The organism is Trabulsiella odontotermitis (genome assembly GCF_001188485.1).
GTDB lineage: Bacteria > Pseudomonadota > Gammaproteobacteria > Enterobacterales > Enterobacteriaceae > Trabulsiella > Trabulsiella odontotermitis_A.
Window position 1 is genome coordinate 1 of sequence record NZ_JNGH01000079.1, and the last position, 13,511, is coordinate 13,511.

Annotated in this window: 7 protein-coding genes and 6 pseudogenes; 8 read left to right on the forward strand and 5 right to left on the reverse strand. The window is 53.0% G+C overall.

The features are described 5' to 3' along the window. The 5 genes and pseudogenes from aceF to yacL all read left to right on the forward strand — a co-directional run. Window positions 1-981, forward strand: a 981-nt coding sequence (aceF, locus tag GM30_RS09675; protein WP_072094087.1) for a dihydrolipoyllysine-residue acetyltransferase, incomplete at its 5' end; no start/stop codon positions are given. A gap of 199 nt (window positions 982-1,180) precedes the next feature. Further along, window positions 1,181-2,605: a dihydrolipoyl dehydrogenase gene (gene lpdA / locus GM30_RS09680; protein WP_049848477.1), complete on the forward strand. Its 1,425-nt coding sequence runs from the start codon at window positions 1,181-1,183 to the stop codon at window positions 2,603-2,605. A gap of 172 nt (window positions 2,606-2,777) precedes the next feature. Further along, window positions 2,778-3,062: a hypothetical protein gene (locus GM30_RS09685; RefSeq protein WP_049848459.1), complete on the forward strand. Its 285-nt coding sequence runs from the start codon at window positions 2,778-2,780 to the stop codon at window positions 3,060-3,062. A gap of 256 nt (window positions 3,063-3,318) precedes the next feature. After that, a pseudogene (gene acnB / locus GM30_RS09690) lies at window positions 3,319-5,872 on the forward strand (bifunctional aconitate hydratase 2/2-methylisocitrate dehydratase). 137 nt (window positions 5,873-6,009) lie between these two features. Further along, the gene (gene yacL, locus GM30_RS09695) at window positions 6,010-6,372 is read left to right on the forward strand and encodes a protein YacL (RefSeq protein ID WP_049848460.1); all 363 of its coding nucleotides are present in this window, start codon (window positions 6,010-6,012) and stop codon (window positions 6,370-6,372) included. A 30-nt stretch (window positions 6,373-6,402) separates the two neighbouring features. Here yacL and speD read toward each other — a convergent pair whose 3' ends face one another. From speD to GM30_RS09710, 3 genes are all read right to left on the reverse strand, one after another. Next, window positions 6,403-7,197, reverse strand: coding sequence for an adenosylmethionine decarboxylase (gene speD, locus GM30_RS09700; protein ID WP_049848461.1), 795 nt, complete (start codon window positions 7,195-7,197; stop codon window positions 6,403-6,405). Between the two features lie 14 nt (window positions 7,198-7,211). After that, window positions 7,212-8,012, reverse strand: coding sequence for a spermidine synthase (speE, locus tag GM30_RS09705; protein ID WP_049848462.1), 801 nt, complete (start codon window positions 8,010-8,012; stop codon window positions 7,212-7,214). Window positions 8,013-8,107: 95 nt separating this feature from the next. Continuing rightward, on the reverse strand, window positions 8,108-8,455 hold the full coding sequence (locus GM30_RS09710) for a YacC family pilotin-like protein (protein ID WP_049848463.1): 348 nt from the start codon (window positions 8,453-8,455) through the stop codon (window positions 8,108-8,110). Between the two features lie 145 nt (window positions 8,456-8,600). Between GM30_RS09710 and cueO the strand changes: the two are divergent. Continuing rightward, window positions 8,601-9,704: pseudogene (cueO, locus tag GM30_RS09715) on the forward strand (multicopper oxidase CueO); the annotation flags it as partial. A gap of 13 nt (window positions 9,705-9,717) precedes the next feature. Continuing rightward, window positions 9,718-10,329 (forward strand): annotated as a pseudogene (locus GM30_RS09720) (multicopper oxidase domain-containing protein); the annotation flags it as partial. Between the two features lie 292 nt (window positions 10,330-10,621). Here GM30_RS09720 and GM30_RS25520 read toward each other — a convergent pair. Then, window positions 10,622-11,271: pseudogene (locus tag GM30_RS25520) on the reverse strand (IS630 family transposase); the annotation flags it as partial. Between the two features lie 57 nt (window positions 11,272-11,328). Between GM30_RS25520 and GM30_RS25525 the strand changes: the two are divergent. Next, window positions 11,329-12,194, forward strand: a pseudogene (locus tag GM30_RS25525) (IS3 family transposase); the annotation flags it as partial. A 382-nt stretch (window positions 12,195-12,576) separates the two neighbouring features. On the opposite strand, the pseudogene GM30_RS26100 reads toward GM30_RS25525, so the two are convergent. Then, window positions 12,577-12,886, reverse strand: a pseudogene (locus GM30_RS26100) (IS630 family transposase); the annotation flags it as partial. Window positions 12,887-13,511: the final 625 nt, after the last annotated feature.

The following is a 13,511-nucleotide window of genomic DNA, read 5'->3' on the forward strand; positions in this document are numbered from 1 at the left end:
AAACCAGCTGCGGCACCGGCGGCGAAAGCTGAAGGCAAATCTGAGTTCGCTGAAAACGACGCTTACGTCCACGCGACACCGCTGATCCGCCGCCTGGCGCGCGAATTCGGCGTTAACCTGGCGAAAGTGAAAGGCACCGGTCGTAAAGGCCGTATCCTGCGCGAAGACGTTCAGGCGTACGTGAAAGACGCGGTCAAACGCGCTGAGTCTGCCCCTGCTGCCACCGGCGGCGGTATCCCGGGCATGCTGCCGTGGCCGAAAGTGGACTTCAGCAAGTTTGGTGAAATTGAAGAAGTGGAACTGGGTCGCATCCAGAAAATCTCTGGGGCTAACCTGAGCCGTAACTGGGTGATGATCCCGCACGTTACGCACTTCGACAAAACCGATATCACCGATCTGGAAGCGTTCCGTAAACAGCAGAACGCCGAAGCTGAGAAGCGTAAGCTGGACGTGAAATTCACCCCGGTGGTCTTCATCATGAAAGCCGTTGCTGCTGCGCTTGAGCAGATGCCGCGCTTCAACAGCTCCCTGTCCGAAGATGGTCAGAAGCTGACGCTGAAGAAATATATCAACATCGGTGTGGCGGTGGATACGCCAAACGGTCTGGTGGTTCCGGTCTTCAAAGACGTGAACAAGAAGAGCGTTACTGAGCTGTCCCGTGAACTGACCACCATCTCCAAAAAAGCGCGTGATGGCAAACTGACCGCAGGCGAAATGCAGGGCGGTTGCTTCACCATCTCCAGCATCGGCGGCCTGGGCACCACCCACTTCGCGCCGATCGTCAACGCGCCGGAAGTGGCTATTCTCGGCGTGTCCAAGTCTGCGATGGAGCCGGTGTGGAATGGTAAAGAGTTTGTGCCGCGTCTGATGATGCCAATCTCTCTGTCCTTCGACCACCGTGTGATTGACGGTGCTGATGGTGCGCGCTTCATTACCATCATCAACAACATGCTGAGCGACATTCGCCGCCTGGTGATGTAATCGAAAAGCCGGCCTGACGGCCGGCTTTTTTCTGGTAATCTCATGGCGTACTGTGGGGTTATTAGTGCCAAAGATAAATCGTTGCCGTTTTGTTGTTTCAAAATTGTTAACAATTTTGTAAAATACGGACGGATAGAACGACCCGGTGGACGATGGGCGACAAGACCAGGGATCGCCGGATATCAATTAAGAGGTCATGATGAGTACTGAAATCAAAACTCAGGTCGTGGTACTTGGGGCAGGCCCGGCAGGTTACTCTGCTGCCTTCCGTTGCGCTGATTTAGGTCTGGAAACCGTCATCGTAGAACGCTACAGCACCCTCGGCGGTGTTTGTCTGAACGTCGGCTGTATCCCTTCTAAAGCGCTGCTGCACGTTGCAAAAGTTATCGAAGAAGCCAAAGCGCTGGCTGAACACGGTATCGTCTTCGGCGAGCCGAAAACCGATATCGACAAGATTCGTACCTGGAAAGAAAAAGTGATCACTCAGCTGACCGGCGGTCTGGCTGGTATGGCGAAAGGCCGTAAAGTGAAAGTGGTTACCGGTCTGGGTAAATTTACTGGGGCAAACACCCTGGAAGTGGAAGGCGAGAACGGCAAAACCGTGATCAACTTCGACAACGCTATTATCGCGGCGGGTTCCCGTCCGATTCAACTGCCGTTTATTCCGCATGATGACCCGCGCGTTTGGGATTCCACCGACGCACTGGAACTGAAATCCGTACCGAAGCGTATGCTGGTTATGGGTGGCGGCATCATCGGTCTGGAAATGGGTACCGTGTACCATGCGCTGGGTTCAGAGATTGACGTGGTTGAAATGTTCGACCAGGTGATCCCGGCTGCCGATAAAGACGTGGTTAAAGTCTTCACTAAACGCATCAGCAAGAAATTCAACCTGATGCTGGAAACCAAAGTGACTGCCGTTGAAGCGAAAAAAGACGGTATTTACGTTTCCATGGAAGGCAAAAAAGCCCCGGCGGAACCGCAGCGTTATGACGCGGTGCTGGTGGCCATCGGTCGTGTGCCGAACGGTAAAAACCTCGACGCAGGCAAAGCGGGCGTGGAAGTGGACGATCGCGGCTTCATCCGTGTCGACAAACAGCTGCGCACCAACGTGCCGCACATCTTTGCTATCGGCGATATCGTCGGTCAGCCAATGCTGGCGCACAAAGGTGTTCACGAAGGTCACGTGGCCGCTGAAGTTATCGCTGGTCAGAAACATTACTTCGATCCGAAAGTTATCCCGTCTATCGCTTACACCGAGCCAGAAGTGGCATGGGTAGGTCTGACCGAGAAAGAAGCGAAAGAAAAAGGCATCAGCTACGAAACCGCCACCTTCCCGTGGGCAGCGTCTGGCCGTGCTATCGCTTCCGACTGCGCAGACGGTATGACCAAACTGATTTTCGACAAAGAAACTCACCGTGTCATCGGTGGTGCGATTGTCGGTACCAACGGCGGCGAGCTGCTGGGTGAAATCGGTCTGGCGATCGAAATGGGTTGCGACGCTGAAGATATCGCGCTGACCATCCACGCGCACCCGACCCTGCACGAATCCGTGGGTCTGGCCGCTGAAGTGTTCGAAGGTAGCATCACCGACCTGCCGAACCCGAAAGCGAAGAAGAAATAATCCTTCTGATCTGAAGACAAAAAGCGGCTGAATCAGCCGCTTTTTCTTTTTCCGCTCCGCCACAAAAGTTTTAAGAACTGTTTCTCGCGCAACACCTAAGTACAACCTGAAGCGCTTTTTAAAATAATTGCGATGTAAACTTTTAGTGTGCTAATTAATTTAGAGGTGCACTATGAAAACATTACTGGCTACAGCAGCATTAACCGCCTCCCTGATTTCCGGCCTGGCATTTGCCGCCGACCCCGTGATCCCATGGGCTGATAACAGCGGCGGCACTGAAAGTACCCACATCGCGGCAATGGGGGAAGATCTGAACGCACAGCATCAGGCGATCACCAAAACCCACGAAGGCGTCTGGGCAGCAAACTCTGGCAGCATTAGCGCCGACGAAGCCGCGCTCTCCAGCACCAAACCTGCCGTGGTGGGCCATCCTAAGCTAATGCCGCATCAGGGATGATGTTACCAGACAACAAATAAACCGCTTCACGGCGGTTTTTTTGTGCCTGAGAATCCCTGTTTGGCCTGCAATATATTCAGCGCAACGATTCAGCAAATTATTTAATGTTGCTTTTTTGTAAACGGATTAACACACTGCCAAAATCCTGCTATGCTGCCCGACGCGGTATCCGGCATTTACCCTACAAACTGCTGTCTCACAGGAGCGTGAAGAGAATCGCCTGCCGCACATGACAATGAGAGCGAGGAGAACCGTCGTGCTAAAAGAATACCGTGAGCACGTAGCTGAGCGTGCCGCCGAAGGGATTGTTGCCAAACCCTTAGATGCAACCCAAATGGCCGCGCTGGTGGAACTGCTGAAAAATCCGCCTGCGGGCGAAGAAGAATTCCTGTTAGACCTGCTGACCAACCGTGTCCCGCCTGGCGTTGATGAAGCCGCCTACGTTAAAGCTGGATTCCTTGCCGCTGTCGCCAAAGGCGAAGCGAATTCCCCACTGGTGACCCCAGAGAAAGCCATCGAGCTGCTTGGCACCATGCAGGGCGGGTATAACATTCATCCGCTGATTGACGCGCTGGATAACGAAAAACTGGCGCCGATTGCTGCCAAAGCGCTGTCGCAAACCCTGCTGATGTTCGACAACTTCTACGACGTCGAAGAGAAAGCCAAAGCGGGTAACGCTTACGCGAAACAGGTGATGCAGTCCTGGGCTGATGCAGAATGGTTCCTGAACCGTCCTCAGCTCGCGGAAAAAATCACCGTCACCGTCTTTAAAGTGACGGGCGAAACCAACACCGATGACCTGTCTCCGGCACCGGATGCCTGGTCGCGTCCGGATATCCCGCTGCATGCGCTGGCCATGCTGAAAAACGCCCGTGAAGGCATTGAGCCGGATCAGCCGGGCGTCGTTGGTCCAATCAAACAAATCGAAGCGCTGCAGAAAAAAGGTTTCCCGCTGGCGTACGTCGGTGATGTGGTCGGTACCGGCTCTTCCCGTAAATCCGCCACCAACTCCGTGCTGTGGTTCATGGGCGACGACATTCCGCACGTGCCGAACAAGCGCGGCGGTGGTCTGGTGCTCGGCGGTAAAATCGCGCCAATTTTCTTCAATACCATGGAAGATGCGGGCGCGCTGCCGATCGAAGTGGATGTCAGTAACCTGAACATGGGTGACGTGATTGACGTTTACCCGTTCAAAGGCGAAGTGCGTAACCACGAAACCGGCGAACTGCTGGCGAGCTTTGAACTGAAAACGGACGTCCTGATCGACGAAGTGCGCGCCGGTGGCCGTATTCCGCTGATCATCGGTCGTGGCCTGACCACCAAAGCGCGTGAAGCGCTGGGTCTGCCGCACAGCGACGTGTTCCGTCAGGCGAAAGACGTGGCGGAAAGCAGCCGTGGCTAATGTTCGTCCGGGCGCGTACTGCGAGCCGAAAATGACCTCCGTGGGTTCCCAGGACACCACCGGTCCGATGACCCGTGATGAACTGAAAGACCTGGCGTGCCTGGGCTTCTCGTCTGACCTGGTGATGCAGTCCTTCTGCCACACCGCGGCCTATCCGAAGCCGGTCGACGTGACCACTCACCATACGCTGCCGGACTTCATCATGAACCGTGGCGGCGTCTCGCTGCGTCCTGGCGACGGCGTTATCCACTCGTGGCTGAACCGCATGCTGCTGCCGGATACCGTGGGTACTGGCGGTGACTCCCATACCCGTTTCCCGATCGGCATCTCGTTCCCGGCGGGCTCTGGTCTGGTGGCGTTTGCTGCCGCAACGGGCGTCATGCCGCTGGACATGCCGGAATCCGTTCTGGTGCGCTTCAAAGGTAAAATGCAGCCGGGCATCACCCTGCGCGATCTGGTGCACGCGATCCCGCTGTACGCGATCAAACAGGGCCTGCTGACCGTTGAGAAGAAAGGCAAGAAGAACATCTTCTCTGGCCGCATTCTGGAAATCGAAGGTCTGCCGGATCTGAAAGTCGAGCAGGCGTTTGAACTGACCGACGCGTCAGCAGAGCGTTCTGCCGCGGGTTGTACCATCAAGCTCAACAAAGAGCCGATTATCGAGTATCTGAATTCGAACATCGTGCTGCTGAAGTGGATGATTGCAGAAGGCTACGGCGACCGTCGTACGCTGGAACGTCGTGTCCAGGGCATGGAAAAATGGCTGGCGGATCCGCAGTTGCTGGAAGCGGATGCTGATGCGGAATACGCCGCAGTGATCGACATCGATCTGGATGATATCAAAGAGCCGATCCTGTGTGCGCCGAACGATCCGGACGATGCCCGTCTGCTGTCTGATGTTCAGGGCGACAAGATCGACGAAGTGTTTATCGGTTCCTGCATGACCAACATCGGTCACTTCCGTGCGGCGGGTAAACTGCTGGATACCCACAAAGGCCAGTTGCCGACCCGTCTGTGGGTGGCACCGCCAACCCGTATGGACGCGGCGCAACTGACCGAAGAGGGTTACTACAGCGTGTTCGGTAAGAGCGGCGCGCGTATTGAAATCCCTGGCTGCTCGCTGTGCATGGGTAACCAGGCGCGCGTGGCGGACGGTGCGACGGTGGTTTCCACCTCAACCCGTAACTTCCCGAACCGTTTAGGGACCGGTGCGAACGTCTATCTGGCGTCTGCGGAACTGGCAGCGGTTGCGGCGCTGATCGGCAAGCTGCCGACGCCGGAAGAGTACCAGACCTTCGTCGCGCAGGTGGATAAAACCGCCGTCGATACTTACCGCTATCTGAACTTCGACAAGCTCAATCAGTACACCGAGAAAGCTGACGGCGTGATTTTCCAGACAGCCGTGTAAGCATTACGCAATCCTGACCTGCTAAAACCCTTCTCTGCGGAGAAGGGTTTTTTATTTTCAATCCTTCTCTGCGCACCGCTGTTTTTCTTCTCCGCTGCTGCGATAATTACTGCAAGGGTTTTGCAGAGGAACACATCATGGATTATGAATTTCTGCGCGATATTACCGGTGGGGTAAAAGTGCGTATGTCGATGGGCCACGAGGCGGTCGGCCACTGGTTCAACGAAGAGGTGAAAGAGAACCTCGCGCTGCTGGACGAAGTCGAGCAGGCGGCACATGCGCTGAAAGGTACGGAACGCAACTGGCAGCGTGCCGGGCACGAATACACGGTGTGGATGGATGGCGAAGAGGTGATGGTTCGCGCTAACCAGCTGGAATTTTCCGGTGATGAAATGGAAGAGGGGATGAGCTACTACGATGAAGAGAGTCTGTCGCTGTGCGGCGTTGAGGATTTTCTGCAGGTGGTCGCGGCGTACCGGGTTTTCATTACACAGAAATAACGTTGCGGAGCGTCCCTGCTCCGTACCGATTCAAACCGCCGGAATGTTCCGGCCGTAGTAGATTTCGCGCATTTCTTTCCACAGCAGGTCGGTAATGACCTTGCGCTCTTCTGCCGATAACTCTTCCGGTTTGGTGTGAAACATGTAGTGCTTAAGATCGAACTCTTTAAGCAACATCTTGGTATGGAAGATGTTTTCCTGATAAACGTTCACATCCACCATGTCGTACAGCGCCTTCATGTCATCGGACATAAAGTTCTGAATCGAATTAATTTCGTGATCGATAAAATGCTTCAGGCCGTTAACGTCACGGGTAAAACCGCGCACGCGGTAATCGATAGTGACGATGTCCGATTCCAGCTGGTGGATCAGGTAATTTAGCGCTTTCAGCGGCGAAATGACCCCACAGGTGGAGACCTCAATGTCTGCACGGAAGGTGCACAGACCGCCTTCAGGGTGGCTTTCCGGGTAGGTATGCACGCAGATATGGCTTTTATCAAGATGCGCCACCACCGTTTCCGGCAACGGGCCGGGGTGTTCTGTGGTGTCGATAAGCCTTGGGTCCACGGGTTCTTCGCTCACCAGAATAGTGACGCTTGCGCCCTGAGGTTCATAGTCCTGGCGCGCAATGTTGAGAATATTGGCACCGATAATCGAGCAGGTTTCTGACAGGATTTCGGTCAGACGGTTGGCGTTATAGAGTTCGTCGATATAGGCGATATAACCATCGCGCTCTTCCGCTGTTTTGGCATAGCAGATATCGTAAATACAAAAACTCAGGCTTTTGGTCAGGTTGTTAAAGCCATGCAGTTTCAGCTTTTTCAATTTTTATCATCTCCTTAGAAGCAGAGCGCGTCTTTCAGGTATTGCGGCAGAGCAAAGGCGGCGGTATGCACGCCGGGATTGTAATAGCGGCATTTCAGACCGGAAGCGTGAAAGCGCGCCTGAATGATTTCGGTAGAAAGATGGCGCAGCGCACCGTTGTCCGTCGCCCAGGCAAAGGTCATGATGCCGCCGTAATAGGTCGGGATCGCCGCCTGATAAAAGCTCACGTCGCGGAAATAGTGGCTCAGCTTGCGATGGCTATCGATGGCTTCGTCCTGCTGCAGAAAACTCACGCCGTTCTGGGCGACAAAGATTCCGCCAGGGTTCAGGCAGCGCTTGCAGCCTTCGTAGAAATCAGACGTAAACAGGCTCTCGCCAGGACCGATGGGATCGGTACAGTCCGAGATAATCACATCGAAGGTCTGTGCGGTCTGGTTAACGAAATTCACGCCATCGTCAATCACCAGCGTAAAGCGCGGATCGTCATAGCTTCCGGCGTTATGGTTCGGCAGATACTGGCGGCAGAAAGAGACCACGCCCGCATCGATCTCCACCATAGTGATGGTTTCCACCGTTTTGTGGCGGGGGGGGTTCNCGAGCAGCGGAACGTGCGTCATCATTTCGTGATAGATAAATTCGTCGCGCTCGGTGGTCTGGACTACGCCGTCCAGCGCCATCACCCGGCCAAACGCCGCGTTTTCGAAGATAATGAGATCCTGGTGGTCGGTTTTCTCATGATACAAGACGTTATCAACGGCAAAGTACTGACCAAACTGGTCATGCAGGGTTTCGTGCCACCGGTTTTTATCGGTCATCGACGGATACCTCCTTTGTTAACACCCCTTCAAAATGGGCGCAACATGATAGCCAACAACGACCGTGGATGCACGGTCATTATTCCATCAGAGGATTATTTCACGTATGCAAGAAGGCTTAATGAATCTCGCGCCAGCGCTTTGCATTTTTTTGCGGTAGGGATGCGGATGCCGCTCAGATCGCGATAGCTGTCTTCGCCGAGGGCTTTCATATTGAAGGTGTCGTAATTGCTCAAATCCCACTGATTCTGCTGGGCGAAAAACACCAGCGCGCGGCGGATCTGGCCATTGGGTAAATTCTGGTAGCCGCAGTCATTTTTCAAAAACACAAAAACTGCTGTCAGGTCAGCCATATCTTCCGCTTCGGATTCGCTTAATGCGTAACTGTTGCAGGAGAGGGCAAGCAGACTGCCGAGCACCAGTGTTCTGAAAAACATCTTCATTTCTTCTACCTTAAATCGTGGAAGTTAAACGTTAGCACACTTCATAGGGACTCGCCGCTGTTTATTACACGCTTTCTGCTTGACCTTGCCGCAAGGGGAAGGGTTAAGCTTAATTATTCGCCAGCAAAATAAAAGGAAGTGAAAAATGCATCGCCGGGACTTTATTAAACTCACCGCCGCCGTCGGCGTCGCCAGCGCATTACCTGCATGGAGCCGGTTAGCGTTTGCCGCCGATCGCCCCGCGCTCCCTATCCCCGAGCTGTTAACCGCCGACGCCACCAATCGCATTGCGATCAACGTGCAGGCCGGTAAAACGCAGTTTGGCCCGCATTTAGCCACTACCTGGGGCTACAACGGCAACCTGCTGGGGCCTGCCCTGCAACTGCGCCAGGGAAAAGCGGTGACGGTGGATATTCATAATCAGCTCAGCGAAGAGACCACGCTGCACTGGCACGGGGTGGAAGTCCCGGGCGAGGTGGACGGCGGCCCGCAGGGAATTATCAAACCCGGCGAAACGCGCACGGTCTCCTTTACGCCGACACAGCGCGCGGCGACCTGCTGGTTCCATCCGCATCAGCACGGCAATACCGGGCGTCAGGTGGCGATGGGGCTCGCCGGACTGGTGCTGATTGAAGACAATGAGTTGCGCAAGCTGTTGCTGCCGAAACAGTGGGGCATTGATGATGTGCCGGTGATTGTGCAGGACAAAAAATTCAACGCCGACGGGCAGATTGATTACCAGCTCGACGTGATGAGCGCCGCCGTCGGCTGGTTCGGCGACACGTTGCTGACCAACGGCGCGATCTACCCGCAGCATGCCGCACCCAAAGGCTGGCTGCGCCTGCGTCTGCTCAACGGCTGCAATGCGCGGATGCTCAATTTTGCCACCAGCGATAACCGTCCGTTGTACGTCATCGCCAGCGACGGCGGTTTATTGCCGGAGCCGGTAAGCGTCACGGAACTGCCGATGCTGACGGGGGAACGTTTTGAAGTGCTGGTGGATATCAGCGACGGCAAAGCGTTTGACCTCGTCACGCTGCCGGTCAACCAGATGGGCATGGCGGTCGCGCCGTTTGATCAATCGCACCCGGTAATGCGCATTCAGCCGCTGGCTATTCCGGCGTCCGGCACGTTACCGGATATGCTGACCCGCATGCCCGTGCTGCCGTCGCTGGAAGGGCTGACGCAGCGCGCACTGCAACTGTCAATGGACCCGATGCTTGACATGATGGGCATGCAGGCGCTGCAGAAAAAATATGGCGATGCGCATCCAGCCGCTGGCTATTCCGGCGTCCGGCACGTTACCGGATACGCTGACACGTATGTCCGCGCTGCCGTCGCTGGAAGGGCTGACGCAGCGCACACTGCAACTGTCAATGGACCCGATGCTTGACATGATGGGCATGCAGGCGCTGCAGAAAAAATATGGCGATCAGGCGATGGGCAGCATGCAGCATGGCGAGATGATGAGCCATATGGATCACGGCAGCATGGGCGATATGAGCAACATGGATCATGGCAAAGGCTTTGATTTCCATAATGCCAACAAGATCAACGGTGTGGCCTTTGAGATGGATAAGCCGATGTTTGCGGCGGCGAAAGGGCAGTTCGAGCGCTGGGTAATTTCCGGCAAAGGCGACATGATGCTGCACCCGTTCCACATCCACGGCACCCAGTTCCGCATTCTCTCAGAGAACGGTAAAGCGCCGGCGGCCCATCGTTCAGGCTGGAAAGATACGGTGCATGTCGAAGGCAACGTCAGCGAAGTGCTGGTGAAATTTGACCATGACGCACCGAAGGAGCAGGCCTATATGGCGCATTGTCATCTGCTTGAGCATGAAGATACGGGCATGATGCTCGGATTTACGGTATAAAAAGTACTAATATGGAGAGATGCAGCAATAGAGGAGTCTTCCTTACCTATCACAGGCAATCCCACCAGTTGATGCCATATGATAAAGAGCCTTCCGGGGCAAGCCGGGTTGCTGCATCGCTTTTATATAATTAATTTAACCTGATATGAATGGCTATATTGAAATAGCAAAGGAACCAAATACCCCGGCCAGTGTCCGATTTAATTAAGAAGTCCGGGAAATATGCCTTTAAGACCGATAACAATAAATTCAATCCCTAAATAGCTACCGCCTAATACCGCTACACTTTTGCCTACCCATATTTTCCTTTGGGGAATGGGCTGGCTGTTTCCATAGGATGGCAAACCTTTTTCAACAACTGCCACATCAAGCGGTACTGATGATTGCAGGTAATCGTGTTGTGCAGTGCCTACCATAGCCACTCAATGTGTTTTACTCACTACGAGTAAACTGGCTGGTAAATGATCCTGAAATTTGGGTTTACTTTCAGACAGTGTTGCGTTTCCCAACTTTTATGGATAATGTAGTTATCCACACAATAAGCATGATGATTTTTGCCCGCCTGTACGTGACTTTAAGGTGTTTCAGTAGGCTGATGACCTTTGCTGTTGCCATCCACATAGCTGACTTTTCCTGTGCTGCTATGCAGTGACCCGGCAAGATAACATTTTTCATTCTGCCCCAGCGCGACAACTCGCTTTTGCTGGCCGCAAAGTTGCCAGTCTGCACCGATTTTTGGGTTGAGATGGATATTGACTTCATCCTCATAAAAAACAGCTCCTCTGCACTGCACTTGTCCAGCACTTTATGGATTACGGCCATCTTTTCATCTTTATATGGGTCACGGATACTCAGGGTTGGCGCGACCCTGTGCCATACCAGTCCGGCAGAGGGTAACCAGCACCACAACGTTCCAACATGTAACTGCCATTCGGTTATCTGGAGTGCCCCCGAGCCCGTAGACAAATCGGCCCTATAGTTTGAGCATAGGAGGAGTCTATGGGCACACCACGTTTTACCCCTGAATTTAAGGAAGAGGCTGTCCGCCAGATCACCGAGCGGGGCTATTCCATCGCTGAAGTATCTGAACGGCTCGGCGTGTCGGCGTACAGCCTTTATAAATGGCTCCGGGCTGTTAAGCCTGACAACAGTGGACAGCAGGCACAGGATTTACTTGATGCCAGAACAGAAATTCTCAGGCTGAAAGCACAGCTTAAACGCACTGAGGAAGAGCGGGATATTCTGAAAAAGGCAGCGCGGTACTTTGCAAGGGAGCCCGACTGAAGTATCGCTTTATCAACGATCACCGTGAAATCTGGTCGATTGTTACAATGTGTCGGGTCCTTAAGGTTGCCCGTGCTGGATTTTATGTCTGGCTCCATAACCCTGTATCCGCCGGAGAAAAGGATAACCAGCGACTGCTGGAACTCATCCGCGACTCCTATACGCTGAGTGGTGGCGTTTACGGCTATCGCAGGGTTCATGGCGATCTTCGCGAAATTGGCGAAGTGTGCAGCAGAAACCGGGTTGCCAAAATCATGAGGAAAAACAGGATCTAGGCTATACATGGTTATAAAGTGCCACGCGGAACCCGAGGACGACCGTCACTGATAGCGCCCAATCGCATGCGGCGTGAATTTACTGTAGTGAAGCCCAATCAGGTGTGGGTCACCGACATCACCTACATCCGCACCTAGCAGGGCTGGCTGTACCTGGCAGTGGTTATCGATCTTTTTGCCCGTAATGTGGTGGGTTGGTCGATGAAGCCGACACTGTCACGCGAGCTGGCACTGGATGCGCTGCTGATGGCAGTCCGGCGACGGAAACCTGAAGAAAACGTCATAGTGCACAGCGATCAGGGCACGGGGCGAACCATCCCATTAGTGGATAGCGCACGTGCCCTTGTTGCCTGAAGATAGAAAATAAGACTTGCCAATCGTTGCCCCCGGGTCTTACATGCGCAACTGCATGTCACGGCCCGTCGGTCGAAGGACCGGCAGGATCGTCGACGCAAGCGTAAGCCTGATGATACAGAAGTGCTAGCAGCGTTATGCACCGTTAGCACGTGCCGGTAGTACACTGTATTATCGGATTCGGTTTCCTGTACCAGTTGCACATCGCAAAATTCACACACCAGCAGCGCATGACCGGTGTAATTGTCGCCTAATACCCATGTGGACTTTTGGAGGTCAAATTTTGGGATTGTAGTCCACTATGAACATCCTCATCGCTTCTTCATATGGGCGTCTCATTGATTTTTACTGTCAGTAATTTAGTGCTCCAGCGTGAACGTTGATAACCAAAATCGCCGGGAGAATGCTTTACCAGTTCTGCAGATATGCTCAAAAGGCCAATGTCGGGAGCATCCTACGGGCAAGGATTCCAAGCCTTCAATGCCCGACAGTGTAAACCAGTTAATCCAGCGCCCCAGAGATGAACAGGTGCAGCACTACGTTCTGGCAACATCACTGACACGGTCCCCCCGATGATGTATCAACATGGCAGTGAGTCTGTGGGCATGGTTTTGGTCGCGCGTTTTATGAATCGCCTTCTGCATCAGGCGTCATTCATCACGGGATATTGGTACTATGATCAGCATCGCTCAGTCCAGCTGGTGATTTGTGAGGTTTGGCGATTGATCAGATCGCACAATCCGGGCTGAGTTCACTTTAAGTTATTTACTATTTGGCGCAGCTATTTAGAGTTACTATTTGGTAATGAAAGTACACTTATCAATGACAAATAAGCGCCTGCGTCACAAGCTATGCGCGGTACCGATGTGCTGTAAACTGTTCAGTAGTTTATCGTTAATAGAGGCTGATAGCAACTCAGCTGGAGGCTTGCTAGTGATCACTTATAATACAATTTGTTGGTACAATTCTTATTTGTTTAAAAAAATTTTTTAGTTTATAATTTTAATTATAATCGGTTTAAAGTGAATAATTGTTAAGTCACTACTATGATAACATGACAGATCTCCAAAATATCATTCTTTATATTTATAAAAATGATTGGTAATAGAAAGGGTTATTAATTAGTATGTGAGTAATATATGTTATTTAGCAAGAGTGACTCTAAACACTGATGGATGGTCTGTTATGAAGTACGTCAGAGGTGACTGAAATGCTGATTTATTGTATTGAAGTGTAAGTATGTCTGTTGGATTTTTTTTGGTATATATT